This is a genomic window from Lysobacter sp. Root983 (assembly GCF_001429345.1).
Taxonomy (GTDB): domain Bacteria; phylum Pseudomonadota; class Gammaproteobacteria; order Xanthomonadales; family Xanthomonadaceae; genus Lysobacter.
This window is the reverse complement of record NZ_LMJO01000017.1, coordinates 313,497-337,446: the sequence shown is the minus strand read 5'-3', so window position 1 is coordinate 337,446 and position 23,950 is coordinate 313,497. Positions and strand designations below refer to the sequence as shown.

The window sequence follows — 23,950 nt, the reverse complement described above, 5'->3', positions numbered from 1 at the left end:
CCGATTGGTTCCGGGGCGAGGCGGGGCTGAGGGCCTTCTGCGGGAGCGCCTTCCGGGGGGCGGCTTTTCTTAGGACGGCTCTATGCGGGAGGGCTGTCTTTTGGAGGGCCCCTGTGGGAGGGCTCTCTAGTGGCGTGGCTCGCTGTAGGAGCGGTTCTGTGTAGAACCGGCTCTCTGTGGGAGCGGCTCTCTGCGGGAGCGGCGTAAGCCGCGATCGCGAGAACCGAGCGGCGGCGCTGCTTGGAGGGCGCAATCGCGGCTTACGCCGCTCCCACAGGAAGCGGAGGCGGGCGAAATTTATCTTTCATTCATAAAATAGCTTGCTATTAAATAGCGCGCTATGTAAATTGCACCCCATGAACACGCAGCCCGCCGCCCCGAACGCCCAGCCCCCGCAGGCCGCCTCGTTGAAGCTGGACGACCAGCTCTGCTTCGCCCTGTATTCGACCTCGCTGGCCTTGAACAAGGTTTACCGCAAGCTGCTGGCGGGCCTGGGCCTGACCTATCCGCAGTACCTGGCAATGATGGTGCTGTGGGAACGCGATCAGCTGACCGTCTCGGAGATCGGCGAGCGCCTGTATCTGGATTCGGCCACCCTGACCCCGCTGCTCAAACGCCTGCAGGCTGCCGGCCTGATCAACCGCACCCGCGCGCGCGAAGATGAGCGCCAGGTCGTGATCGCGCTGACCGAGGCCGGGCGCGCGCTGCAGGAACCGGCACGCGCGGTGCCGATGGGCATCTTCGGCGCGGCCGGCTGCGCGCCCGAGCAGCTCGGATCGATGAAGGCGCAGCTGGAATCGCTGCGCGGCAATCTCATGCAGCACCTTTGAACCGGCTAGCGGCGCGGGCGCCTGCGCGCACGTCGCCGATCGAGTCCCGCCGTACGCAACACCCGAACACCTTCGAAACCGGCGACGGTTTCGTCCACCCAACGCCCCCCACCTAGGAGTCCGATCATGTCCCTCGACCAAGTCCTCTACACCGCCCATGCCACCGCCACCGGTGGCCGCGACGGCCGCGCCGTGTCTTCCGACAACGTGCTCGACGTGAAGCTGACCACCCCGCGCGAACTCGGCGGTGCCGGCGGCGACGGCACCAATCCGGAGCAGCTGTTCGCGGCCGGCTATTCGGCTTGCTTCATCGGCGCGCTGAAGTTCGTCGCCGGTAAGGAAAAGATCGCCCTGCCCGCCGACACCTCGATCGAAGGCGCGGTCGGCATCGGCCCGATCCCGGCCGGCTTCGGCATCCAGGCCGAGCTCAAGATCTCGCTGCCGGGCCTGCCGCGCGAGCAGGCCGAGGCGCTGGTGCAGAAGGCGCACCAGGTCTGCCCGTACTCCAACGCGACCCGCGGCAACATCGACGTGACCCTGACCATCGTCTGATCGCGTCCATCGCCCGCGAGACCCGATCCCGGCGCGGCGACGCGCCGGGATTTTTTCTGCGCGCGCTAGGGCCGCGCTTCCAGCACCAGGTTGAAGGGCGTCTGGGTGGCGCGCCGGAATTGGCTGAAACCGCCCTCGCTCATCACCTGCTGCAGGCGCGCCTGTCCGGCTTGCGCGCCCAGCGCCGGGCCGTGCCGTGCCAGCGACACCGGCACGCAGATCTGCGAGGACGCGCCGTAATAGACCCGCCCGACCGGATTGAGATTGTCCTCGACGCGGTCGCCGGCGAAGGGTTCCACCAGCAGGCAGTGGCCGTCGGGCTTGAGCGCATCGCGCGCGTGGCGCGCGGCGCCGACCGGATCGCCCATGTCGTGCAGGCAGTCGAAGAAAGCGATCAGATCGAAATTGCGGCCGCTGTAGCTGGTGGCGTCGGCGACCTCGAAATAGGCGTTATCGATGCCGGCCTCCTGGGCGCGACGGCGCGCGGTCTCGATCGAGGCGGGGTGGTAGTCGTAGCCGATGAAGCTGGTGTTCGGAAACGCCTTGGCCATCAGGGTGGTGCTGGCGCCGTGGCCGCAGCCGACGTCGGCGACCTTGCCGCCCCGGCGCAGCTTGTCGAGCACCCCGTCCAGCGCGGGCAGCCATTCGCCCAGCAGGTGCGCGTTGTAGCCGGCGCGGAAGAAGCGTTCGGTGCCGTGGAACAGGCAGGGGTGGTGCTCGCCCCATTCCATGCCGGCGCCGCTGCGGAAGTTGTCCTTGGTGCGTTCCAGCGCATGGAACGCGGCCTCGACGATGGAGTAGGCACCGGGCAGATCGACCGGCCCGCCCGGGTCCGCCAGACACAGCGCCTGCTCCTCGCTGAGCCGATAGCGCCCGCTCGCCGCGTCGTACTGCACGTAACCGCCAGCGGCTTGATTGCCCAGCCATTCGCGCGCGTAGCGTTCGTGGGTGCCGGTGCGCGCGGCCAGTTCGGCCGGGCTCAGGGCGTCTTGGGCCAGCGCCCGGTAATAACCGAGCTGATCGCCGATCAGGACCAGGCTGGCGCTGATGGCCGCGCCCAGGTCGCCGACCGCGCGGCCCAGGAATTCGTTGAGGCGTGCTTCGTCGATGCTCATATCCGCGTCCAGCCCGGTCCGTCCGTGGATGCGCGGCACGGCCTGCCGCCAGTCCCTTGCACGCTAGCCAACGCGATGAGCGCGCAGGCACGGACAGCCACCGGTCGGTGAGGCGGGGAAGCAGGGGCGGGGGCGGCGCGACGGGCGCCGCGGGTGTCACTCCGGGCTGGGCTTGCGCAGGTCCAGCGAGACCCGGATCAGGCCGGGCGCGTCCTGCTGGAATTCACGCTCGAAGCCCAGCGACTGCGCCAGCGCGATCATCGCGTGGTTGTGCTCGAACACGTCGCCGTAGATGCGCTCGACCTTCTTGCCGCGCGCCCACTTCACCAGCCGCGTCATCAGATAGCGGCCCAGTCCCATGTTGGCGATGAAATGGCTGACCAGGATCGCGAATTCCGCGTCCTTGCCGTTGTCGTCGATGGCCACGCGCGCCACCGCGCCGACCAGGGCTTCGCCGGGTGGCAGCGGTTCGGCCGCGACCAGGGCGAATTCGGTCTTGGGATTGATCCGGGTGAAGCGCTCGGCCATCTCCGGGGTGAGCTCCTTCAGCGCGTAAAGAAAACGCTGACGAACCTCATCGGGTTGCAATAAGCCGAAGCCCGCGCGCAGCGGCTCGGCGTCCTCCGGTCGGATCGGACGGATGAGCAACTCGCGTCCGTTGGGGAGACGCTGACGCTCGTGCCAAGGCGGGAGTCTTTCGCGCGCGGCCATGCCCGGATATTGGCACACTGGAAGCCGTTGCGGCTTCATTTCGGGATCACATGGACGAAAAAACCTTGCGCGCCTGGGTCGGCGCCTGGCCCGGGGTGGTCGAAGACCTGAAGTGGAAGGAGGTGACGGTCTTCAGCGTCGGCGGGCGGATGTTCTGTGCCTGCCGGCTGCAGGGACCGGAGCCGGGCGGGCTCAGTTTCCGGGTCGAGGACGAGCGTTTCCTGGAGCTGACCGAGCGCCCCGGCTTCCGCCCGGCGCCGTTCCTGGCCCGCGCGCATTGGGTCAACGTGCTGCAGCCGCAGCGCCTGCCGGCGGCCGAGCTGCAGGCTTTGCTGCGCCGCAGCTACGAGCTGATCCGGGCCCGCCTGAGCAAGAAGCTGCAGCGCGAACTGGCCGATTGACCGGCCGGCCGCAACCGCCACGCGCGCCTCCGGGGCGCGCAGGCGCGGATGCTAGACTCCGCCGCTTCCGAACCTCACGAGCAGGACGACCATGGCAGGTGGTGGTGATTCGACCCGCGCGATTCTGTTCGCGCTGGGCGCCAATTTCGCGATCGCGGTGGCCAAGGGCGTGGCCGCGTTCTTCACCGGTTCCAGCGCCATGCTGGCCGAGACCGTGCACTCGCTGGCCGACTGCGGCAACCAGCTGCTGTTGCTGCTGGGCCTGCGCCAGGCCAAGCGCCCGCCGTCGCCGGATTACCCGCTGGGCTACGGCAAGGCGATCTATTTCTGGTCCTTCCTGGTCGCGGTGATGCTGTTCACCGTCGGCGGCATGTTCTCGCTCTACGAGGGCATCCATAAGCTGCAGCACCCCGAGCCGCTGAAGCAGTGGTGGTGGGCGGCCGGCGTGCTCACCTTCGGCATCGCCGCCGAGGCGGTGTCGATGCGCGCCTGCCTGGTCGAGGTCAACAAGGCGCGCGGCAGTCGCAGCCTGTGGCAGTGGTTCCGCGAGAGCCGCCAGGCCGAACTGGTGGTGATCTTCGGCGAGGACCTGGCCGCGCTGCTGGGCCTGGTGTTCGCGCTGGCCGCGGTGATGACCGCGGTGATCACCGGCAACCCGATCTGGGACGCCATCGGCACCATCGCCATCGGCGCCCTGCTGATCGTGGTCGCGGTGTTCGTGGCGATCGAGGTCAAGGCGATGCTGATCGGCCAGAGCGTCGACCCGGCGCGTCAGCAGCAGATCCGCGACTTCCTTAACAGCCGTCCCGAGATCGCCCAGGTCATCAGCGTGATCACCCTGCAGCTGGGCAACGAGGTGATGGTGTCGGTGCAGGCGCGCATGCGCGAAGAGCACAGCGTGCCGGCCCTGACCGAGCAGATCAACGTGGTCGAACGGGCGATGAAGCAGGCCTTCCCGGAAGTGCGCTGGAGCTTCTTCGAGCCGGATACCAAAGCCGGCCTCTGACGCCGCGACGGCCGCGAATAAAGACGCCACGGGGCACAAATCCCGTGGCGTTTTTCGTGGCCGGCGCTGGGCGATAATCGCCGCGATCGGGCAGGGAAGGGACGCGGGCATGAAAACGCTGCATGCGGTGTTGTTGTCGACGGGCTTGGTGGTGGCGGTCGGCGGGGTGGTGGCGTACGCCGCCTACGCCTACACCGCGGAGTTGCGGGGGCGGATGCATGACGCGGTGAGCGCGGCCCCGCCCAAGAAAGCGGACCCCGCCGCGCAGGCGCTTAGCGAGCGTGCGGCCGAGGAGCTACTGGCCTCGCTGCGCCCGCGCCTGGCCGCGAGCGAGCGCCCGGTGCGGCATATCGCGCTGACGCCGATGGCGCAGGACCAACTCAAGGCCAGCAAGGTCGGCGGCCGCGCCTACTGGGCCGCGGGCCGCGACTATCCGCGCGATCCCGGTGGCCGGCCGCTGGTGCTGCTGGCCCAGGTCGACCTGGCCGAGGCGCGTCTGGACGGCGCGCCGCAACAGGGCCTGTTGCAGTTTTTCATTTCCGACAGCGGCGACTATTACGGCGCCAACTTCGACGACCCCAAGCACGACGGCATGGACGCGTTGAGGCAGGCGCGGGGATTTCGCGTGGTGCATTGGCCCGACGCGAGCGCACCGGCGGTGGCGCCGCCGGCTCGGCCCGGCGGCGAGCAGCGCCTGCCGTTCGAACCGGACCAACCTCGACGGATGCGCTTCATCGCCGAGCGCGAAAGCCTGGGCAGCAACGACAGCGGCTGGCCCGCGGCGATCGGCGAGTCGCTGGACGAGCGCGTCGAGGCCTACGTGCGGGCGCATCCCGAGCAGGACAGCGATGCGCTGACCGACGCTCTGTTCGAGCGCTTGTCGCGCAGCGGCCACAAGTTCGGCGGCCACCCGGACTTCACCCAGAGCGACCCGCGCGAGGCCGGCGACCGCCAGGTGCTGTTGCTGCAGCTCGACAGCGACGAGGTCATGATGTGGGGCGACTCGGGCATCGCCAACTTCTTCATCGACCCCGACGATCTCAAGCGCGGCGAGTTCGGCCGTGTCGCCTACCACTGGGATTGCTATTGATGCGGTTGCGACGATACCTGCCGGCCGATCGCGCGGCCTGCCTGGCGCTGTTCACCAGCAACGTGCCCGACTACTTCGCCGAACTCGAACGCGCCGATTTCATCCAGACCCTGGACGAGATCGACGATTACTTCGTGATCGAGGCGCCGGGCGAGGGCCTGGTCGCATGCGGCGGCTACGCGGCCCTGGACGACGCGCCCGAGGTCGCCGGCCTGTGCTGGGGGATGGTGAGGCGCGACCTGCACCGGCGTGGCTACGGCGAGCATCTGTTGCGAGAGCGTCTGCGTCGCATCGCCGCCGAGCCGGCGTTCGAGCGCATCGTGATCGAGACCACTCAATTCAGTCGCGCATTCTTCGCCCGCCACGGTTTCGTCGTCACGCGCGAGGTGGCCGACGGCTTCGCGCCCGGCTACGACCTGGTCGAGATGCAGCGGCCCGCGCGCTAGCCGACCAGCCGCGACGCGCTCAGGCGTCGGTCCGCGCCAGCCACTGCAGTTGCGAACTGGCCGCCGGGGTTTCGCCCAGAGCCTTGCTCAGCAGGGGCAGCACCGCGCCCAGGGTCTGGTCCACCTGATACGGCGGATTGACCAGCAGCAGACCGCTGCCGTTCATGCGCAGAGGCGAATCGTCGGCGCGCACCAGCAGCTCGACGGCCAACACCGACTTGGCCGGCAGCGCGGCCGCGCGACGATAGAACGGCTGCAGCGAGCGCCGCAGCTTGATCGGATACCACAACGCGTAGCAGGCCTGCGGCCAGCGCCCCAGACCCTCACGCAGGGCGCCGATGGCGGTGTCGAACTCCTCCAGCTGCGCCTCGTAGGGCGGATCGATCAGGACCAGACCGCGGTTGTAGCGGGTGGCGCCGATCTTGGGCGGCAGCAGAGCCTTCATCGCGGCGTAGCCGTCGCGCTGGTGCACGGCCATGCGCGGGTCGCGGGCGAAGTTGTGTTCGAGCTGGGCGGCTTCCTCGGGTTGCAGCTCGCAGGCGGCGATGCGGTCGTCGGCGCGCAGCGCGTGCGCGAGCAGCCAGGGCGAGCCGGGGTAGGCGGCGCTGCCGTGCTCGGCGCGACAGGCCTTGACCGCGCCCAGATAGCGCGCGATCGCCGGATGCTTGGGCGCCTCGGCCAGCAGGCGGGCGATGCCGCCCTCGGCCTCGCCGGTGCGCAGCGCCGAATTGCCGTCCAGCGGGTAGAGCCCGCGCCCGGCATGGGTGTCCAGCGCGAACAGCGGCGCGGGCTTGACCGCGAGAGCGTCGCACAGCACCAGCAGGGCGACGTGTTTGAGCACGTCGGCATGGTTGCCGGCATGGAAGGCGTGGCGGTAGTTCATTCAGAGCCGGGAATGGGGAATGGGGAATTGGGAATCGGGGGGCGTTACAGCCGGGGTCCGCCAGGGAGCGGCGCCTCGCACCATACAGAACCGGCGGCAGGGGAGCGAAGCCATTATGCTTCGCCCTTAACGATTCCCTATTCCCCATTCCCGATTCCCGGCCTTACCAATGCCTCGCATCCTGCTGGTCGACGACGAACCCGCGATCGCCGCCACCGTGCTCTACGCGCTGCGCGCCGAGGGCTTCGAGGCCGAGCACTGCCTGACCGGCGGCGAGGCCCTGCGCGAAGCCCAGCGTCAGGCCTACGACCTGGCGGTGCTGGACGTCGGCCTGCCCGACATCGGCGGCTTCGCCCTGTGCCGCGAGCTGCGCCGCGAACGCGACCTGCCGGTGATCTTCCTGACCGCGCACGATGCCGAGGCCGATCGCATCCTCGGCCTGGAGATCGGCGCCGACGACTACGTGACCAAGCCGTTCTCCCCGCGCGAGCTGGTCGCGCGCGTGCGCGTGGTGCTGCGGCGCGGGCGCGCCCAGGCCGAGGCGCCGGCCGCGGCCGAGGGCGCGTTCCGCCACGATCCGGAAGGCAAGCGCATCCGCTACCGCGGCCAGCCGCTGGACCTGACCCGCTACGAGTACGGCCTGCTGGCCGCGCTGCTGCAGCGCCCCGGCGCGGTGCTGTCGCGCGCGCAGCTGATGGACCGGGTCTGGGGCGACGCCCTGGACAGCGGCGACCGCACCGTCGACACCCATATCAAGACCCTGCGCGGCAAGCTGCGCGAGATCGACGGCGACGCCGATCCGATCCGCACCCATCGCGGCCTGGGCTATTCGCTGGATGCGAACTGAGCCGCGCGCATGAAGATCGGGTTGCGCATTTTTCTGGGTTACTTCTGCATCGTCGCGCTGGCCGCGCTGCTGCTGACGCGGGTGTTCCTGGCCGAGGTCAAGCCCGGCGTGCGCCAGGCGATGGAAGACACCCTGGTGGATTCGGCCAACGTGCTGGCCGAACTGGCCACCGACGATTTCATCGCTGGGCGCATCAACGACGGCGCCTTCGCCCGGCGCGTGCGCGAGCTGCGCGGGCGCGACTTCGGCGCCGAGATCTGGGGCTTCGGCAAGCGCGCCACCAACTACCGTCTGTACATCACCGACGCGCGCGGCGTCGTGGTGTTCGACAGCGACGGCCGCGACCTGGGCCGCGACTACTCGCGCTGGAACGACGTCTACCTGACCCTGCGCGGGCGCTACGGTGCGCGCTCCACGCCCAGCGATCCGGACGATCCCAACTCCAGCGTGATGCACGTGGCCGCACCGATCCGCGACCCGGCCGGCCGCATCATCGGTTCGCTGACCGTGGCCAAGCCCAACCGCACCATCGCGCCCTTCATCGAGCGCAGCCAGCGCGTGGTGCTGCGCTGGGGCGGCGTGCTGATGGGCACCGCGCTACTGATCGGCCTGTTCGCGGCCTGGTGGTTGTCGCGCCAGCTCAACGGCCTGCGCCGTTACGCGCACGCGGTCAGCGCCGGCCGCCGCGCCGAGCTGCCGGCCTCGGTCGGCGAGTTCGGCGAGCTCGGGCGCGCGCTGGAGAGCATGCGCACCCAGCTCGAGGGCAAGCAGTACGTCGAGCAGTACGTGCACACCCTGACCCACGAGATGAAGAGCCCGCTGGCGGCGATACGCGGCAGCGCCGAGCTGCTGGAAACGCGGCCGGGCGAGGCGCCGATGGCGGAGGAGGACCGCGCGCGCTTCGCCGCCAGCATCCGCCGCCAGAGCGACCGGCTGGCGCAGATGATCGACAAGCTGCTGGCGCTGGCCGCGGTCGAGCACCGCCAGCGCCTGGACAATCCCGAGCCGGTGGACCTGGCCGCGATCGCGCGCGAGGCCGCCGAGCAATGCGCGCCGCGCCTGGCTCAGGGCGGCTTGCGCCTCACGCTGGACCTGGCAGAAGACCTGCCCACCCTGGACGGCGACCCCTTCCTGCTGCGCCAGGCCCTGGTCAACCTGATCGACAACGCCGCCGACTTCTCGCCCGCGCAAGGCGAGATCGCGCTGCGCCTGTACCGCGACGGCGAGGCCCAGCGCGTCGACGTTGGCGACCACGGCACCGGCGTCCCCGAGTACGCCCTGCCGCGCGTGTTCGAACGCTTCTACTCGCTGTCGCGCCCAGCCGGCGGCAGCCGCAGCAGCGGCCTGGGCCTGTGCTTCGTGGCCGAGGTCGCGGCCCTGCACGGCGGCCACGCCGCGCTGAGCAACCGCGATGGCGGCGGCGCCCTGGCCAGCCTGGTGCTGTCGCGCGGCCTCTAGGCCGCGCGAGGAGTGAGCGTTGGAGGAGTGAGGAGTGAGCGAAAGCCAATAGCGCACTTACTCACTCCTCACTCCTCTAAGCTCACTCCTACGCTCCAACACTTCACCATCGCTTCACCGTTCCCCCATCCTCCCCACCCAGGCCGCGCCCATCCTGCCGTCACCGCAACGACAGGAGAGGGGACATGCGACTTTGGTTGAAAATATTCTTGGTGCTGGGCATGACCCTGGCGATCCTGATTCCGCTGCTGCTGATCCGCGGCGTGATCAACGACCGCCAGAGCTATCGCAACCAGGCCGTGGCGACGATCGCGCGCAGCTACGCCGGCGCCCAGGCCTTCACCGGCCCGGTGCTGGTGGTGCCGTACACCGACTTCATCGAAACCGACGAGAAGGACGAGAAGGGCTTCGTGCGCCGGGTCGTGCGCGAGGAAAGCAGTCGCTGGACCTATTTCCCGACCACCCTGGACGTGCGCGGCCCGCTCAAGCCCAGCACGCGCCGGTTGGGCCTGCACGAGGTGCGGGTGTACGAGTGGCAGGCCCAGGCCAAGGCCGATTTTCGCGCCGAGCTGCCCAAGACCGCGCTGCCCGCCGGGCACACCCGCAAGATCGGCCGGCCCTGGTTGAGCTACGGCTTCGCCGACGTGCGCGGCCTGCTGTCGACGCCGGCGCTGCGCATCGACGGCGCCGCGGTCGAGGTCGAGGAGGGCATGGCCAGCCGCGACGGCGGCGGCGTGCACGCGCGTCTGGCGGTGCCGGAGCCCGGCCAGGTGTTGAACCTGCGCACCCAACTGGACTTCAACCTCGGCGGCACCGAGTCGCTGGCGCTGGTGCCGCTGGCCAAGAGCAACCGCTTCGCGATCCAGTCCAGCTGGCAGCATCCACGCTTCGGCGGCAGCTTCCTGCCGCGCACCCGCGACATCGGCGCCCAGGGTTTCAACGCCGACTGGCAGGTGTCTTCGCTGGCCACCAGCGCGCAGCGCCAGTTCCTGGACGGCAAGACCGTGCCCAGCGTGGAAGGCGGCGAGATGAGCGGCGGCGAACGCGCCGACACGGTCGCCACCGGCGGCATCGATGCGGTCGCCGTGGCCCTGGTCGATCCGGTCAACGTGTACTCGCAGGCCGATCGCGCCAGCAAGTACGGCCTGCTGTTCGTGCTGCTGACCTTCATCGGCTTCTTCATCTTCGAACTGATCAAGCAACTGCCGATCCACCCGATCCAGTACGGCCTGGTCGGCCTGGCGCTGGCGATCTTCTTCCTGCTGCTGGTCAGCCTCAGCGAGCACATCGCCTTCGCCTGGGCCTATCTGGCCGCGAGCGTGGCCTGCATCGGCCTGCTCGGCTTCTACCTCAGCGCGGTCTTGCGCAGCGTCGGCCGCGGCCTGGGCTTCGCGGCGATGCTGGCGACCTTGTACGCGGCGCTGTACGGCCTGCTGGTGTCGGAGGACAACGCGCTGGTGATGGGCGCGGGCCTGCTGTTCCTGATCCTGGCCGCGGTGATGGTGATCACCCGCAAGGTCGACTGGTACCAGCTCGCCGGCTCGCGCCCGCTGGCGCGCTGATTCGGCGATATCGCGGCCGCGGGCAGACGCCCGCGGCCGCACTTTGTGTCATGGCCGCCGATCGGGTCGCTGCTGCGCCGGTCGGCCGCCGAGTGTCCCGTGCTGCGCTTGGCCTAAACTGCCTGTCATGAATGCGTCCCCGATCGAAGTACGTTGCGTCGTAGGCGAGGCGATCGCCCCCTACCTGGACGATCTCGCGCGGCTGCGCATCGCGGTGTTCCGCGAGTGGCCGTATCTGTACGACGGCGACAGCGACTACGAAGCCCAGTACCTGCAGACCTATCTGCGCTCCTGGCGCAGCATCGCGGTGCTGGCCTTCGACGGCGACCAAGTGGTCGGCGCGTCCACCGGCCTGCCCCTGAGCGACGAGTCCGACGCCTTCCGGGCGCCGTTCGCTGACAGCGCCTTCGATCCCGAGCGCGTGTTCTATTGCGGCGAGTCGGTGCTGCTGCCGACGTATCGCGGGCGCGGCCTGGGCCATCGCTTCTTCGACGAGCGCGAAGCGCATGCGCGCTCGCTGGGCGGCTACGACTGGACCGCCTTCTGCGCGGTCGAACGCGCCGCCGACGACCGCCGCCGGCCGCCGTTTCAGCGCGACAAGGACGAGTTCTGGAGCAAGCGCGGTTACCGTCGGCAGCCGCAGCTGCGCGCGAGCTTGGCCTGGCGCGAAGTCGGGCGCGGCGAGGTCGCGCACACGCTGGGTTTCTGGCTGCGTGCGCTGGAGCGTCAGCGTTGAAGGTCGCGGTCGCCAAGTACCTCATCGGCGCGCCGCGCAGCTTCGCCGAGTTCGCCGACAAGCAGGCGCGCTGGCTGGGCGAGGCCAAGCGCGCCGGCGCCGAACTGGCGGTGCTGCCCGAATACCTGGCCCTGGAGCTGGGCGCGAGTTTCGGCGCCGCCACCCAGGGCGATCTGCACGCCTCGCTGATCGCGATCCAGACCTATCACGACGCCTGGCGCGAGCTGTACGGCCTGCTCGCGCGCGAGCTGCGCATGCACGTGGTCGCCGGCAGCTTTCTGCTCGACAACGGTCGCGGGCGCTATCGCAACCGCAGCTATGCCTTCGCGCCCGACGGCGGCGTGCTGTGGCAGGACAAGCTGCAGCTGACCGGCTTCGAGAAACGCGCCGCGGTGATCGAGGGCGGCGATGCCTTGCGCGTGTTCGCGCTGGGCGAGACGCGCGCGGCCATCGCGGTCTGCTACGACATCGAGTTTCCGCTGCCGGTGCGCGCCCAATGCGAAGCCGGCGCGCGTGTGCTGATCGCGCCCAGCTGCACCGACACCGAGGCCGGCGCCACCCGCGTGCGCGTGGGCTGCCTGGCGCGCGCGTTGGAGAACCGTTGCTTCGTCGCCCAGGCGGTGACCGCGGGCGACGCGGCCTGGAGCCCGGCGCTGGACACCAACACCGGCGAAGCCGCGATCTATGCGCCGATGGACGTGGGCCTGCCCGCGGACGGCATCGTCGCGAGCACCCGCGGCGATCAGGCTTGGGCGGTGGCTGACCTGGATTTCGCCGCGCTGGACGCCAGCCGCGCGCAGGCGCAGGTGGCGAACGATCGCGACTGGGCGGGGCAGGGCGCGCCGGCGATCGAGCGGGCGGCGTTGATGGAGTGGGGTTGAGGCCTAGAGGCTCTCCGGGCCGCCCCTTTTCCCCCGCGCGCTTCTAGCCCCTCTCCCGCCTGCGGGAGAGGGGTTGGGGTGAGGGCCGCCGCAAGCGAACGAACGCACAGCCAATGACGCGCGAGAGAAGCGCCGCACCTCAACCAAACAACGACACCCCAGGCACCAACCACAACGACAGCCCCGCCAAACCACTCCCGATCGCCGTCGCCGCCAATACATCGCTGGGGTAATGCAGGCCCAGCACCACGCGCGACAAGGCGACGCTGGCGGTGAACGGCACCAGCAGCCAGGCCAGCGCCGGGTAATGCGCCATCGCCACCAGGCTGAAGGCGACCGCATGCAAGGTATGCCCGGAGGGGAAACTGAATTCGTCCAGCGGCGCGACCCAGGCGTGGATGCGGGTGTCGGACGCGAACGGGCGCGGCCGCCGCGTCCAGCGCTTGAGCAGCTTGTACAGGGTCAACGCGATCGCGCCGGTCGCGGCCAGATGGGCGGAGGCCAGCAGGCCGGCGTAGCCGTCCACCACCACCAGCGTGCCCATCAGCAGATACCAGAACACCCCGTCGCCGAGGCGGCTGATCGCGGCGAAGTAGGCGCGCGAGCCGCTGCGCTCGCAGACCCGGTTGGCGCGCAGGCACCAGCCCGAATCGCCGGCGTTGAAGCGTTTGCGCAAGGGCATGCGGTTCATACGACCTCCCGTTCGTCTTGTACGGCCAGGGTTTTGCCGTGCCGCGGCGGGCGGCGTGGCGCGGTCTCGGCCAGTCCGCTCAGCAAGGCATCGAAATCGGCGGCGACCTGCTCGGGTCGCAGGCCGGCGATCGCGGCGCGGCCGGCGCGCGCCATCGCCGCGCGCAGCGCGTCGTCGCCGCCGATGCGCGCCGCCGCGGCGATGAACCCTGCCTCGTCGCCGTCGGCGATCGCGGCGCCATGCTCGTCATCGCGCAGGTGCTCGTGCGCGGCGCCGTAGTCGAACGCGACCGTGGGCACGCCGCTGGCCATGGCTTCCAGGGTCACGTTGCCGAAGGTCTCGCTGCGGCTGGGGAACAGGAACAGATCGCCGCTGGCGAAATGCGTGGCCAGATCGGCGCCGCGTTGCACGCCGCAGAACGCGAAGTCGGGTTGCTCGCGTTGCAACCTGGCGCGCTCTGGGCCGTCGCCGACCCAGACGAAGCGCGCCTCGGGCCGCTGTTGCTGGAGCGCGCGGAACGCGCGCACGGCCAGGTCCAGATTCTTCTCCGCTGCGATCCGGCCGACGTAGATCGCGGCCACGCCGCCGTCGGGGATGCCCCAGGCGCGACGCAGCGCCTCGCTGCGCCGGCTTGGCTCGAACAGCGCGGTGTCGACCGCGCGCGGCAGCCGCACCACATTCTCGAAGCCTTGCGCGCGCAGGAACTCGGCCAGCTCGCGGGTCGGCACCAGGGTGGCGTCGGCGTCGTTGTGGAAACGCCGCATCCAGCGCAGCGCGGTGCCGACCAGGAACGGCGCGCCGTAGTCGCGCATGTATTCGTCGAAACGGGTGTGGAAACCGGTGGCGACCGGAATGCCCAGGCGCCGCGCCGCGCGCAGCGCCGACCAGCCCAGCGGACCCTCGGTGGCCACATAGATCGCGTCGGGCGCCTGCGCGCTCCAGGCCTGGATCAGGCGCCGGGTCGCCGGCAGGCCCACGCGCAGGCCGGTGTAGCGCGGCAGCGGCAGGCTGCGCAGCAACAGCTCGTATTCGGCGCCGCTGCGTTCGTGGGCCTGGCGCGGGCGCACCAGGTCGACCCGATGCCCGCGCGCGCGCAGACCCTGCTCCAGACCTTGCACGGTCAGGGCCACGCCGTTGATCTCCGGCGGGTAGGTCTCGGTGACGATCGCGTAGCGCATGCGCGGCTCCCGGTTTGGGCAAGCCTGTTGGAAAGGCGTTAAGCAGCCATGTCAGGGCCATGACCGCGCCATGACGCGCGATGGCCGGGGTTTGCGACGAAACCCCGGATACGCCGACGAAGCCGATTGACAGGGGAGGCCGTTTCGACTGTACTAGTCACAACAGTACAGTTAGTACAGTCCAGGAGCGCCCCATGGCCCGCACCCGCCCGCTGATGATCCAGATCGCGACCGGCGATCCGCGCCCGATCGGCAAGCAGATCGCCGACGCGGTGCGCATGAAGATCGCCACCGCCGAACTCGCGCCCGGCGACCAACTGCCCAGCGTGCGCGGCCTGGCCCAGCAGCTGACGATCAACCCCAACACGGTCGCCAAGGTCTACGCCGAACTCGCCGCCGAGGGTTGGCTGGAGGCGCGCCAGGGCCTGGGCCTGTACGTGGCGCCGGTGCGCCAGCGCCTGAGCGAACCCGAGCGCGAGCGCCGCCTGGAAGAGGCCGTGCAGCGCTTCATGCAGGACGTGATCGGGCTGGGTTATGCGCCGGAGGAACTGCAGGCGCGCCTGCAGCGGGAGTTTCTCGCGCTGGTTCCGCGCAAGACCGCCTGACCCCCGATGCCCGTCTCCGATCCCAGGCCCGCCGCCATGTCCGATAGCCACGACTACGTGATCCAGACCTGCGGGCTGAGCAAGCGCTACGGCCGCAAGCTCGCCCTGGACCGCCTCGACCTGTGCATCCCGCGCGGCCGCATCCACGCCATCGTCGGCGCCAACGGCGCCGGAAAATCCACCTTGTTCCGGATCCTGCTCGGCTTCCTGCCGCCGACCGCCGGCTCGGCCAGCATCCTCGGCCGCGACAGTCAGCGGCTCACCCCCGGCGACCGCGAGCGCATCGGTTTCGTCAACGAAGAGCACACCCTGCCGGGCTGGATGCGGGTGGCGGCGGTGGTGGACATGCACCGCCGCCAGTACCCGCGCTGGAACGAAACCGCGTTCCGCGGCGTGCTCGATCATTACCACGTGCTGCCCGAACAGAAGGTCGGCCAGCTCTCGCGCGGCGAGCGCGCGGGTCTGAACCTGGCGATCGCGTTGGCGCAAGGGCCGGAACTGCTGGTGCTGGACGAACCCACCCTGGGCCTGGACGTGGTCGCCAAACGCGCCTTCCTGGAGTCGCTGATGTACAGCAACGCCAGCGACGATTGCACGGTGGTGTATTGCTCGCACCAGATGGAGGAGATCGAGCGCGTCGCCGACAACCTCATCATCCTCGAGCGCGGTCAGCTCAAGAACATGTCGGCGCCGGAGGACTTCTGTGCGCGCGTGCGCCACTGGGTCGCCGACATTCCGTTCAAGGGCCCCGATCCGCGCACCGTGCCGGGCCTGCTGCAGGCGCAGCGCCTGGACGGCCTGCACCACTACCTGGTGCTGGACCAGGACGAGGACTTCGCTGAATTCCTGCGCGCCAGCGGCGCGCGTTCGGTGCAAAGCATGCCGGTCAGCCTGGACCGCGCGGTCAACGGCTTCCTGGCCAAGAACCACGCCGCACCGGCCGCCGCCGCGGACGCGGCGAGCTGACGCGGCTGCCATATTCGGGGACTACGCCATGTGGGATTTGTTCAAGGCCGAACTGCTGCGCTTCCGCGCCTGGGCCATCGCTTACGCCGCCGTGCAACTGGTGGTGCTGGGCTTCATGAGCCGGGTCGTCGATCTGGCGCAGCAGTCCTACCTGGTCTACCAGGTCATCGGCATCGTCTACGCGGTCAGCGGCTTGCTGCTGGGCCTGTACCAGATGGGCGGCTACCGACGCCCGAACGCCTGGCTGAACCTGCTGCACCGGCCGCTGCCGCATGCGCGCGTGGCCTTGGCCCTGGTCGGCGCCGGCGCGCTGCTGCTGGCGATCGCGGTGCTGCTGCCGTTGCTGCTGGTCGCGGCCTGGCAGGAATTCATGACCGCGCGCGTACTCGATCTGCGTCACCTGCTGCTGGCCGCCTCCGGCCTGCTGCTGGCGCTGTGCGCCTATCTGGCCGGCGGCTACGCGATGCTGGCCGACAAGCGCTACGGCTGGTCCGCGCTGGTGCTGGTGTTCGGCTTGCTGATCGCGCGCGCCACCGGCCTGGGCGCGATCGCGCTGCAGCTGTACCTGCTGATCGTGTTGGCGGCGATGTTGCTGATCGCGTTCAAGCCCGACCTGAGCGCGCCGCCGCGCAACGCCGCCGCCGCCTTGCTCACCGCGATCCCGCTGCAGTTCGCGCTGTGGTTCGCGCTGGTGATCGTCGGCTTCGGCGTCGAGTTCGTATGGATCGCGCAAGGCTCGCATCCCAACAACATGGCGGTGGCGCCGCCGGGCGGCGAGAAGGAAGCCGAATTCTCCGAAGGCAGGGACCTGATGCGCATGGGCCTGGCCGGCAGTCGCGACCCGCAGGCCGAACTGTGGCGCGAGCAGGCCCTGATCTCGGAGATCTACGGCACCGGCCCCGGACTGCGCGGCTTGCCGCAACGCAACCAACTGACCAACCGCGAGCCGATGGAGTTCGACGACGAGACGCAGCGGCAGCGCTGGGTATTCAGCCACGACCGCATGCGTTTCGAGGGTTACAGCCTGGTCGACAAGCGCGCGGTCGGCAGCCTCGGCGTCGACGGCGACGCCGCCTTCCCGCAACCGGTGCAGCCCGGTCCCGAGGGCCTGTTGGTCGCGCGCGATGCGGTCTATCAGTACGACAGCGACGCGCGCCGCGTGTTGCCGCGCGCGCGGCTGCCGCAGGGCGAAGTTCTGACCGGCCTGGACAAGGTCGGCGACAGCGCGGTCCTGTTGAGCGATCGCGCGCTGTACTTCTACGACCTGCGCGAGCTGGACAACGACGACGGCGTGCTCAAGCCGCGCCAACGCGTGGCGCTGCCGGGCCGCAGCGGCGATCTGGTGCGCATCGATCTGATGGAGCTGCTGGACGGCTATCTGGTCTCGTTCCTGTTTACCTACGCCTCGCACAACGCCGAGGGCGTCTTGCCCTACCAGCAGTTGCTGCGCGTGGACGACGCCGGCCGGACGACGCCGGTGGCGCGCCGACAGCTGAGCCTGGATTACCCGATCGCCTGGCGCTACCAGAACTGGTACACCTCGCCGCTGCTGTATCGCGCGCAGAAGGCGCTGCTGGCTCTGCACTCGGGCTATCTGCCCGAACGCGACATGGCGACGCCGCCAGCGCCGCGCACGGCCCAGTGGATCGCCGGCGCCTTGTTGCTGCTGTCCGTGTTGGGGGCGCTATGGCGCCTGCCGCGCACCGCCTTGTCGCGGCCGGCGCGGATCGCCTGGCTGGCGGCCTGCGCGGCGCTCGGCCTGCCGGCGCTGATGAGTTTGTGGCTGATCTACCGGCCGCGCGAAACCCTGGACGAGTTGCCATCGGCGCAAGCGGCGATGGCCTAGGCCGTCGCTCGCCGAGCCAGCACCGACCGATCAAGAACATTCAACCGTGGGCCTGCCTAGGCGGGCCCCGCAGGAGAGGCCCATGAGCCCCAGTACGATCGCGCCGTCGGCGCGAACGCGCCCGCCTGCGCGTGCGCCTCACCCACCCTGGTGGCGCACCGTGCTGCGCGACGCGCTGATCATGGCGTTGCTGTGCGTGTGCGCACGCGCGCATGCCGACGAAGCCGCGCAGCTGCGCGCGGCGGTCGCCGTCGAGCGCGCACGCAGCCCGGCACCGAGCTACGCGCGCGCGGAGTTCCTGGCCCGCCCGGCGCTGCTGGGCGCCTGGCTGGCGCCGGACGGTCGCAACGTCGCCTACCTGCTCCAGGGCGAGCGCAACCGCGGCGTCTGGCTGCTGCCGACCGCGGGCGGCGCGCCGCGACGGTTGCTCGCGCACACCGAAGCCCAGGCGCTGAGCTGGTCGCGCGACGGGCGCTGGTTGTTCCTGCAGTCCGCGCAGCAGTTGTACGCGTTGGCCACGGCGGGGCAGCGTGGCTCGGGCGCGATCGCCAAACTCGGCGGCCGCTGGGAACGCAGTTTCGAAGCGGTGGACCCGGCCCTGCCGGCCGCCGCGATCGTGTTGGAAAGCCCGCCACGGGTGTCGCGGCTGGCCAAGCGTTGGCGGCTGTACCGCGTCGACACGCAAGGCCGCCAGACCTTGCTGCACGAGTCCGTCCAGGAGATCGTCGACAGCACTTACGACAGCGACGGGCGCCTGCGCTATCTGACCCTGGTCGAAGGCGAGGGCTATGCGCTCTACCGCAAGGACGGCGCGCGCTTGCGCGTGGCGATGCGGTGCACGCGACTGCAGCGCTGTTCGCCCTTGGCCAGCGATGGCGCAGGCCTGTGGCTGAACACCACGGTCGGTCATGGCTATCTGCGGCTGGCGCGCCTGGGCGGCGACGGTGTCCTGCGCACCGTGCATGCCGATCCGCGCGGCGAAGCGGACCTGGATCAGGTCGTGCTGGATCCGCTCAGCGGAGTACCTTTGATCGCCAGCTATCGCAGCACGGTGGCGGCCAACTACGGCCTTACCGCCGAGGCGCAACGCCGGGTCGCGGCGATCGAGCGCCGCTATCCGGGGCGCAACCTGCGCATCGAAGTCGGCAGCGGCGCCGGCGCGCGCTGGCTGGTGCACGAGCGTGCGGGCTCGCAGAAGGGCGAACGCCTGCATCTGTACGATCCCGCCGGCGCAAGCTTCCGCGAAATCCTCGCCGACGCCGGGTTCCGTCATGGCCGCCAGACGGTGGCGCGAATCCCGGAGTCCGCCTTGGCGCGCAAGATCGCCTTCGCCTACCGCGCCTCCGACGGCATGCGCCTGCACGGTTTCGTATCGGTGCCGCCGGGCGTGGACGCCGCGCGCGCGCCCTTGGTGGCCAATGTGCACGGCGGTCCCTTCAATCTGACCCGGCCGGAGTTCAGCGCCCAGACCCAGTTGCTGGTCAATCGCGGCTATGTGGTGTTCGAGCCCAATTTCCGCGGTTCCACCGGCTACGGCCTGGACTACATGACCGCCGGCCGCGGCGACTTCGGCAACGGCCGCGTGCAGCGCGACATCGTCGAGGGCGTGCGCTATCTGCTCGCTCAGGGCATCGGCGACGGCGAGCGCGTCGGCATCGTCGGCGCTTCTTTCGGCGGCTACTCGGCCCTGCAGGGCGTGACCTTCCAGCCGGAGCTGTTCAAGGTCGCGGTGGCCGCGGTGCCGCCGGCGGACTTCGGCTGGGTGCTGCGCTGGTACGCGCGCAGCCAGGACCAGTTCGCGCGCGGCATTCCGATGTCGACCACCATGCGCCTGCTGGCGCTGGATCCGGCTGACGCCGCGATCGCCGAACGCCTGCGCGCGCAATCGCCGGTCGCCAACGCGCAACGCCTGCGCCGCCCTGTGCTGCTTTTGGCCGGTGGCGACGACGAGCGCGTGCCGATCCGCAGCGTGCTGCATTACGCTGCTACGCTGCGCGCCCTGGACAAGGACGTGAGCCTGTTCGTGGACGCGCAGGGCGGCCATCAGCTGGTCGATCCGCGCACGCGCGAAGCCTATCTGTTCCTGCTGGAAAGCCTGATGCACCGTCGCCTCGGCGGCGCCGCGCCGCGCGCGCCGGATGCGCAGCTGCGCGCGCACCTGCGCAAGAACCTGCGCCTGGCCGGCTCCGATCTGGCCGAGCTGGGCGCCGCGACCGCCGCGTCAACCGCCGTCGCCAGCGCGCGTTGACGCCAGGTCGCCGATTTTTCGAACCGACGCGAAATCGTCTTGGTTCGTCCCCCAAACCCCGGCGCAAGCCGGGGTTTTTTTGTATCTCGCCCTGGGGAAGGGTGGATCAACGAACGAGCGCCACGCCCATATCTCCCCCTTTGAAGAGGGGGGATTAAGAGGGATTCGCTCCGGCTCCGAAGCACGGCCAAAACCAACAAGCGCCACGCCCATATCTCCCCCTTTGAGGAGGGGGATTAAGGGGGATTTGCTCTAGGCTCCGCGGCGCGCCCACGCCAGTACGTGTTCAGAACGAACCACCGCCATGCCTGCGTAGCTCTTGCGCGCCGCCCCGCACCCTGTAAACGATTACTTGCAATCGAAGGCACATTTCGAGGCTGAAACCCGCCACAAATCGCGGTGGCCTTAACAACTCACTCCCTACAATCGCGTCCAGACGCTATTGGAAGGAGCGCGCATGCGCCGAAGAGAAGTGATCCTGGCCGGATTGTCGTGGCCCGTGCTGGGCCTGTGGGGCGCGAACGCGCCGGCGGCCGAACCCGCCGCGACGCCCGCCGCCGCATTCGGCGAGGACACCGTGCCGGCGTTCGCGCGCGCCCTGGCCGCGCAGCCGTTCAAACCGCAGTCCAAGCAGCTGCCGGCCTCGCTGGAGAAGATCGGTTACGACCAGTACCGCGGCATCCGCTACAACCCCGATCAGGCGCTATGGCGCGGTCTGGGGCTGCCGTTCCAAGCCCAGTTCTTCCATCGCGGCTTTTTCTTCCGCGACCGCGTCGACGTGTACGAGGTCGAGAACGGCCGCGCCCAGCCGGTGATCTATAAGCCCTCGCAGTTCCGCTTCGAGGGCGTGAGCGCGCCCAGCGAGAACGATCTGGGCTACGCCGGTTTCCGCCTGCACGCGCCGCTCAACCGGCCCGAGTATTTCGACGAAGTCTGCGCCTTCCTCGGCGCCAGCTACTTCCGCGCGGTCGCCAAGGGCCAGGCCTACGGTTTGTCCGCGCGCGGCCTGGCGATCAAGACCGCCGATCCGGGCGGCGAGGAATTTCCGGTATTCCGCGCGTTCTGGCTGGAGCGGCCGGCGCGCGATGCGCGTCGCGCGATCGTGCACGCGCTGATGGACAGCCCCAGCGCCGCGGCCGCGTTCCGCTTCGAGATCGTGCCGGGCGCGGAGACCGTGTTCGACGTGAGCATGCGCCTGTACCCGCGCGTGAGCCTGGACCGCGCCGGCATCGCACCGCTGACCAGCATGTACCAGTTCGACGCCAACGACCGCAACGGCATCGACGACTACCGCCCCGCCGTGCACGACTCCGACGGCCTGGCCTTGATCAACGGCCGCGGCGAACAGATCTGGCGCCCGCTGCACAATCCCGCGGTACTGCAGGAAAGCGCGTTCGAGGACCGTGCGCCGCGCGGCTTCGGCCTGATGCAGCGCAAGCGCGAGTTCGCCGACTACGCCGACAGCGAAGCCCACTACGAGCGCCGGCCCAGCCTGTGGGTGGAGCCGGTCGGCGATTGGGGCGAGGGCAGCGTGCGCCTGATCGAGATTCCGACCGCGGACGAATTCCACGACAACATCGTCGCCTACTGGCGCCCGACGCAGGCCCTGGCGCCCGGGCGCGAGCACCGTTTCGATTACCGCCTGCATTGGTGCGACCGCCACGAATGGCTGCCGCAGCTGGCAACGGTTACCGGCACGCGCATCGGCGCGGGCGGCAAAGGCGCGCGCCGGATCGTGATCGATCTGGCCGGCGGCGCGCTGGCGCGATTGCCGGCCGGCAGCGAACCGCGCGCGGTGGTGTCCGCGTCCAAGGGCCGGGTCGCCAACGTGGTCGCGCACCCGATGCCGGCGCCTGGCAGCTGGCGCGTGGCGTTTGAGCTCGAGCCGGGCCAGGAGCGCAGCGTCGAGCTGCGCATGCGCCTGGAAGACGCGCGCGGCGCCTTGTCCGAAATCTGGCTTTACCGTTGGACCGCATGAGCACGACGGGCATGCACGCGAGCGTCGCCGATCTCGCCCCCATCCTGCCGCCGGAAACGCCGCTGGAGATGCCGATCCAGTCGCTGGGCGAGGGCGCGCTGGCCAATCCGCGCCTGCCGACCGAACCGCGCGGCATGGCCTGGCGGCGCGCCTACATCGTCGGCGGCTCGGCGCTGCTGACCCTGATCGCGGCCTACCAGATCTGGTGGGTGCTGCGCGGCAACGGCATCAACGTGCTCGAGGCGCTGCTGCTGGTGCTGTTCGTGGCCTTGTTCGCCTGGATCGCGCTGGCCTTCTTCAGCGCCCTGGCCGGCTTCGTCCAGATCGTCTCGCGCCGGCGCGCGCGCCTGGGCCTGGGCGACGGTGGCGCCTTGCCCGAACCGGGCGTGCGCACCGCGCTGCTGATGCCGACCTACAACGAGGATCCGCAGCGGCTGATGGCCGGCCTGCAGGCGATCTACGAATCGGTGGCGGCGACCGGCCATCTGGACCGCTTCGATTTCTTCGTGCTCAGCGACACCACCCGCGAGCCGATCGCGCAGGCCGAGCGCGAGGCCTTCGCGGCCCTGCGCGAACGCACCGGCGGGCACGCGCGCCTGTACTACCGGCGTCGCGACGACAACGCCGAGCGCAAGGCCGGCAACATCGCCGAATGGGTGCGCCGCTACGGCGGCGCCTATCCGCAGATGCTGATCCTGGACGCCGACAGCCTGATGACGGGCGAGGTGATCGTGCGTCTGGCGGTGGCGATGCAGGGCCATCCCGACGTCGCCCTGATCCAGACCCTGCCGATGATCGTCAACGGCAACACCCTGTTCGCGCGCATGCAGCAGTTCGCCGGACGCGTGTACGGGCCGGTGATCGCGCACGGCGTGGCCTGGTGGCACGGCGCCGAGAGCAACTACTGGGGCCACAACGCGATCATCCGCACCGCCGCTTTCGCCGCCCACGCCGGCCTGCCCGAACTGCGCGGCTATCGGCCGTTCGGCGGCACCGTGCTCAGTCACGATTTCGTCGAGGCCGCGCTGCTGCGGCGCGGCGGCTGGGCCCTGCACATGGTGCCGGGACTGGCCGGCAGCTACGAAGAGGGCCCGCCCTCGCTGACCGACATGCTGGTGCGCGACCGCCGCTGGTGCCAGGGCAACCTGCAGCACTCGGCGGTGCTGCCGGCCAAGGGCCTGCACTGGGTGAGTCGCTGGCACCTGCTGATCGGCATCGGCCATTACTTCACCGCGCCGATGTGGGCGATGCTGATGCTGATCGGCCTGGCGATTCCGCTGGAGCGCGCCGGTTTCGTCTGGGGCACGCTTTCGCTGCCGGGCTTCTCGCCCACCCGCTACTGGCGCGAGCAGGATCCCGAGCGCTTCACCTGGGTGTTCGTGGCGACCATGGCGGTGTTGCTGGCGCCCAAGCTCATGGGCTATCTGGCTTCGATGACCGACGGCGCGACCCGGCGCGGTTGCGGTGGCGCGCTGCGCGCCCTGCTGAGCATGCTGCTGGAAACCCTGCTGGCCGCGCTGATGGCGCCGGTGACCATGTACGTGCAATCGCGCGGCATCGCCGAGGTGCTGGCGGGCAAGGATTCGGGCTGGGAATCGCAGCGCCGCGACGACGGCACCTTGCCGCTGTCGGGGCTGGTGCGCAGTTACGGCGGCTCGACCCTGCTGGGCGTGCTGGCGCTGGGCATGTCCTATGCGGTGTCGCCGTCGCTGGCGGCGTGGATGTCGCCTGTGATCGCCGGCCTGCTGCTGGCGATCCCGATCGTGGCCCTGACCTCGGCGCGCGCGCCGGGGCGCTGGTTGCGTCGCGTCGGCATCTTCCGCACGCCCGAGGAGATCGCGCCGCCGCAGGTGCTCAAGCGCGCCGCGGAATTGCGCAAGGCGATAGCGCCGCAGGCCTGAGTCGCGGACGGCGCGCCGC

General features: G+C 69.9%; 22 protein-coding genes. 17 read left to right on the top strand and 5 right to left on the bottom strand.

Features of this window, described 5'->3' with window-relative positions; translation table 11 throughout:
* The first annotated feature begins 356 nt into the window (after positions 1-356).
* Both ASE43_RS17310 and ASE43_RS17305 read left to right on the top strand, forming a co-directional pair.
* Complete coding sequence (locus ASE43_RS17310; protein WP_056173191.1) at positions 357-830, top strand: MarR family transcriptional regulator; 474 nt, start codon at positions 357-359, stop codon at positions 828-830.
* Between the two features lie 126 nt (positions 831-956).
* Positions 957-1,382 carry an organic hydroperoxide resistance protein gene (locus ASE43_RS17305; RefSeq protein ID WP_056173195.1) on the top strand — a complete coding sequence of 142 codons (426 nt, stop codon included), beginning with the start codon at positions 957-959 and terminating at the stop codon, positions 1,380-1,382.
* A gap of 65 nt (positions 1,383-1,447) precedes the next feature.
* Here the strand turns inward: ASE43_RS17305 and ASE43_RS17300 are convergent, their stop codons facing one another.
* Together ASE43_RS17300 and ASE43_RS17295 are read right to left on the bottom strand one after the other, a co-directional pair.
* Positions 1,448-2,497, bottom strand: coding sequence for a class I SAM-dependent methyltransferase (locus tag ASE43_RS17300; protein WP_056173199.1), 1,050 nt, complete (start codon positions 2,495-2,497; stop codon positions 1,448-1,450).
* 156 nt (positions 2,498-2,653) lie between these two features.
* Entirely contained in the window at positions 2,654-3,208 is a 555-nt protein-coding gene (locus tag ASE43_RS17295) for a GNAT family N-acetyltransferase (RefSeq protein WP_056173204.1), read from the bottom strand.
* Positions 3,209-3,258: 50 nt separating this feature from the next.
* Here ASE43_RS17295 and ASE43_RS17290 point away from each other — a divergent pair, with 50 nt between their 5' ends.
* The 4 genes from ASE43_RS17290 (at position 3,259) to ASE43_RS17275 (ending at position 6,151) form a co-directional block, all read left to right on the top strand.
* A complete protein-coding gene (locus ASE43_RS17290; RefSeq protein ID WP_056173206.1) occupies positions 3,259-3,609 on the top strand; it encodes an MmcQ/YjbR family DNA-binding protein in 351 nt (116 codons plus the stop codon).
* A 91-nt stretch (positions 3,610-3,700) separates the two neighbouring features.
* Entirely contained in the window at positions 3,701-4,615 is a 915-nt protein-coding gene (locus tag ASE43_RS17285) for a cation diffusion facilitator family transporter (protein WP_057161336.1), read from the top strand.
* 109 nt (positions 4,616-4,724) lie between these two features.
* Entirely contained in the window at positions 4,725-5,705 is a 981-nt protein-coding gene (locus tag ASE43_RS17280; protein WP_057161335.1) for a DUF1963 domain-containing protein, read from the top strand.
* Positions 5,705-6,151 carry a GNAT family N-acetyltransferase gene (locus tag ASE43_RS17275; RefSeq protein WP_057161334.1) on the top strand — a complete coding sequence of 149 codons (447 nt, stop codon included), beginning with the start codon at positions 5,705-5,707 and terminating at the stop codon, positions 6,149-6,151. Before ASE43_RS17280 ends, ASE43_RS17275 begins: the two co-directional genes overlap by 1 nt.
* 19 nt (positions 6,152-6,170) lie before the next feature.
* Here ASE43_RS17275 and rlmJ read toward each other — a convergent pair whose 3' ends face one another.
* A complete protein-coding gene (gene rlmJ / locus ASE43_RS17270; protein ID WP_057161333.1) occupies positions 6,171-7,034 on the bottom strand; it encodes a 23S rRNA (adenine(2030)-N(6))-methyltransferase RlmJ in 864 nt (287 codons plus the stop codon).
* A 169-nt stretch (positions 7,035-7,203) separates the two neighbouring features.
* On the opposite strand from rlmJ, the gene creB reads away from it, so the two are divergent.
* From creB to ASE43_RS17245, 5 genes are all read left to right on the top strand, one after another.
* The gene (gene creB, locus ASE43_RS17265; RefSeq protein ID WP_057161332.1) at positions 7,204-7,881 is read left to right on the top strand and encodes a two-component system response regulator CreB; all 678 of its coding nucleotides are present in this window, start codon (positions 7,204-7,206) and stop codon (positions 7,879-7,881) included.
* Between the two features lie 9 nt (positions 7,882-7,890).
* Positions 7,891-9,339 carry a two-component system sensor histidine kinase CreC gene (gene creC / locus ASE43_RS17260; protein WP_057161331.1) on the top strand — a complete coding sequence of 483 codons (1,449 nt, stop codon included), beginning with the start codon at positions 7,891-7,893 and terminating at the stop codon, positions 9,337-9,339.
* 185 nt (positions 9,340-9,524) lie between these two features.
* Positions 9,525-10,901, top strand: coding sequence for a cell envelope integrity protein CreD (gene creD / locus ASE43_RS17255; RefSeq protein ID WP_057161330.1), 1,377 nt, complete (start codon positions 9,525-9,527; stop codon positions 10,899-10,901).
* Positions 10,902-11,028: 127 nt separating this feature from the next.
* Complete coding sequence (locus ASE43_RS17250; protein WP_057161329.1) at positions 11,029-11,637, top strand: GNAT family N-acetyltransferase; 609 nt, start codon at positions 11,029-11,031, stop codon at positions 11,635-11,637.
* Positions 11,634-12,518, top strand: a complete 885-nt coding sequence (locus ASE43_RS17245) for a carbon-nitrogen hydrolase family protein (RefSeq protein ID WP_057161328.1) — start codon at positions 11,634-11,636, stop codon at positions 12,516-12,518. Before ASE43_RS17250 ends, ASE43_RS17245 begins: the two co-directional genes overlap by 4 nt.
* Before the next feature lie 139 nt (positions 12,519-12,657).
* Here the strand turns inward: ASE43_RS17245 and ASE43_RS17240 are convergent, their stop codons facing one another.
* Together ASE43_RS17240 and ASE43_RS17235 are read right to left on the bottom strand one after the other, a co-directional pair.
* Positions 12,658-13,200: a phosphatase PAP2 family protein gene (locus tag ASE43_RS17240; protein WP_157500085.1), complete on the bottom strand. Its 543-nt coding sequence runs from the start codon at positions 13,198-13,200 to the stop codon at positions 12,658-12,660.
* 5 nt (positions 13,201-13,205) lie between these two features.
* Positions 13,206-14,387, bottom strand: a complete 1,182-nt coding sequence (locus tag ASE43_RS17235; protein ID WP_057161326.1) for a glycosyltransferase family 1 protein — start codon at positions 14,385-14,387, stop codon at positions 13,206-13,208.
* Between the two features lie 194 nt (positions 14,388-14,581).
* Here ASE43_RS17235 and ASE43_RS17230 point away from each other — a divergent pair, with 194 nt between their 5' ends.
* The 6 genes from ASE43_RS17230 (at position 14,582) to mdoH (ending at position 23,931) form a co-directional block, all read left to right on the top strand.
* Positions 14,582-14,992, top strand: a complete 411-nt coding sequence (locus ASE43_RS17230) for a GntR family transcriptional regulator (protein ID WP_056173241.1) — start codon at positions 14,582-14,584, stop codon at positions 14,990-14,992.
* A gap of 36 nt (positions 14,993-15,028) precedes the next feature.
* The gene (locus ASE43_RS17225; protein WP_057161325.1) at positions 15,029-15,958 is read left to right on the top strand and encodes an ABC transporter ATP-binding protein; all 930 of its coding nucleotides are present in this window, start codon (positions 15,029-15,031) and stop codon (positions 15,956-15,958) included.
* Between the two features lie 28 nt (positions 15,959-15,986).
* Positions 15,987-17,804 carry a hypothetical protein gene (locus ASE43_RS17220; RefSeq protein WP_057161324.1) on the top strand — a complete coding sequence of 606 codons (1,818 nt, stop codon included), beginning with the start codon at positions 15,987-15,989 and terminating at the stop codon, positions 17,802-17,804.
* 82 nt (positions 17,805-17,886) lie between these two features.
* Entirely contained in the window at positions 17,887-20,052 is a 2,166-nt protein-coding gene (locus ASE43_RS17215) for a prolyl oligopeptidase family serine peptidase (RefSeq protein ID WP_082607350.1), read from the top strand.
* Between the two features lie 457 nt (positions 20,053-20,509).
* On the top strand, positions 20,510-22,030 hold the full coding sequence (locus ASE43_RS17210) for a glucan biosynthesis protein G (protein WP_057161322.1): 1,521 nt from the start codon (positions 20,510-20,512) through the stop codon (positions 22,028-22,030).
* Positions 22,027-23,931: a glucans biosynthesis glucosyltransferase MdoH gene (mdoH, locus tag ASE43_RS17205; protein WP_057161321.1), complete on the top strand. Its 1,905-nt coding sequence runs from the start codon at positions 22,027-22,029 to the stop codon at positions 23,929-23,931. The genes ASE43_RS17210 and mdoH overlap by 4 nt, the downstream gene beginning before the upstream one ends.
* Positions 23,932-23,950 lie beyond the last annotated feature (19 nt).

What these genes read in the sequence shown, in the direction of transcription:
- ASE43_RS17310 (WP_056173191.1), top strand. Translation starts at nt 357, where the DNA reads ATGAACACGCAGCCCGCCGCCCCGAACGCCCAGCCCCCGCAGGCCGCC.
- ASE43_RS17305 (WP_056173195.1), top strand. Translation starts at nt 957, where the DNA reads ATGTCCCTCGACCAAGTCCTCTACACCGCCCATGCCACCGCCACCGGT.
- ASE43_RS17300 (WP_056173199.1), bottom strand. Translation starts at nt 2,497, where the DNA reads ATGAGCATCGACGAAGCACGCCTCAACGAATTCCTGGGCCGCGCGGTC.
- ASE43_RS17295 (WP_056173204.1), bottom strand. Translation starts at nt 3,208, where the DNA reads ATGGCCGCGCGCGAAAGACTCCCGCCTTGGCACGAGCGTCAGCGTCTC.
- ASE43_RS17290 (WP_056173206.1), top strand. Translation starts at nt 3,259, where the DNA reads ATGGACGAAAAAACCTTGCGCGCCTGGGTCGGCGCCTGGCCCGGGGTG.
- ASE43_RS17285 (WP_057161336.1), top strand. Translation starts at nt 3,701, where the DNA reads ATGGCAGGTGGTGGTGATTCGACCCGCGCGATTCTGTTCGCGCTGGGC.
- ASE43_RS17280 (WP_057161335.1), top strand. Translation starts at nt 4,725, where the DNA reads ATGAAAACGCTGCATGCGGTGTTGTTGTCGACGGGCTTGGTGGTGGCG.
- ASE43_RS17275 (WP_057161334.1), top strand. Translation starts at nt 5,705, where the DNA reads ATGCGGTTGCGACGATACCTGCCGGCCGATCGCGCGGCCTGCCTGGCG.
- rlmJ (WP_057161333.1), bottom strand. Translation starts at nt 7,034, where the DNA reads ATGAACTACCGCCACGCCTTCCATGCCGGCAACCATGCCGACGTGCTC.
- creB (WP_057161332.1), top strand. Translation starts at nt 7,204, where the DNA reads ATGCCTCGCATCCTGCTGGTCGACGACGAACCCGCGATCGCCGCCACC.
- creC (WP_057161331.1), top strand. Translation starts at nt 7,891, where the DNA reads ATGAAGATCGGGTTGCGCATTTTTCTGGGTTACTTCTGCATCGTCGCG.
- creD (WP_057161330.1), top strand. Translation starts at nt 9,525, where the DNA reads ATGCGACTTTGGTTGAAAATATTCTTGGTGCTGGGCATGACCCTGGCG.
- ASE43_RS17250 (WP_057161329.1), top strand. Translation starts at nt 11,029, where the DNA reads ATGAATGCGTCCCCGATCGAAGTACGTTGCGTCGTAGGCGAGGCGATC.
- ASE43_RS17240 (WP_157500085.1), bottom strand. Translation starts at nt 13,200, where the DNA reads ATGCCCTTGCGCAAACGCTTCAACGCCGGCGATTCGGGCTGGTGCCTG.
- ASE43_RS17235 (WP_057161326.1), bottom strand. Translation starts at nt 14,387, where the DNA reads ATGCGCTACGCGATCGTCACCGAGACCTACCCGCCGGAGATCAACGGC.
- ASE43_RS17230 (WP_056173241.1), top strand. Translation starts at nt 14,582, where the DNA reads ATGGCCCGCACCCGCCCGCTGATGATCCAGATCGCGACCGGCGATCCG.
- ASE43_RS17225 (WP_057161325.1), top strand. Translation starts at nt 15,029, where the DNA reads ATGTCCGATAGCCACGACTACGTGATCCAGACCTGCGGGCTGAGCAAG.
- ASE43_RS17220 (WP_057161324.1), top strand. Translation starts at nt 15,987, where the DNA reads ATGTGGGATTTGTTCAAGGCCGAACTGCTGCGCTTCCGCGCCTGGGCC.
- ASE43_RS17215 (WP_082607350.1), top strand. Translation starts at nt 17,887, where the DNA reads ATGAGCCCCAGTACGATCGCGCCGTCGGCGCGAACGCGCCCGCCTGCG.
- ASE43_RS17210 (WP_057161322.1), top strand. Translation starts at nt 20,510, where the DNA reads ATGCGCCGAAGAGAAGTGATCCTGGCCGGATTGTCGTGGCCCGTGCTG.
- mdoH (WP_057161321.1), top strand. Translation starts at nt 22,027, where the DNA reads ATGAGCACGACGGGCATGCACGCGAGCGTCGCCGATCTCGCCCCCATC.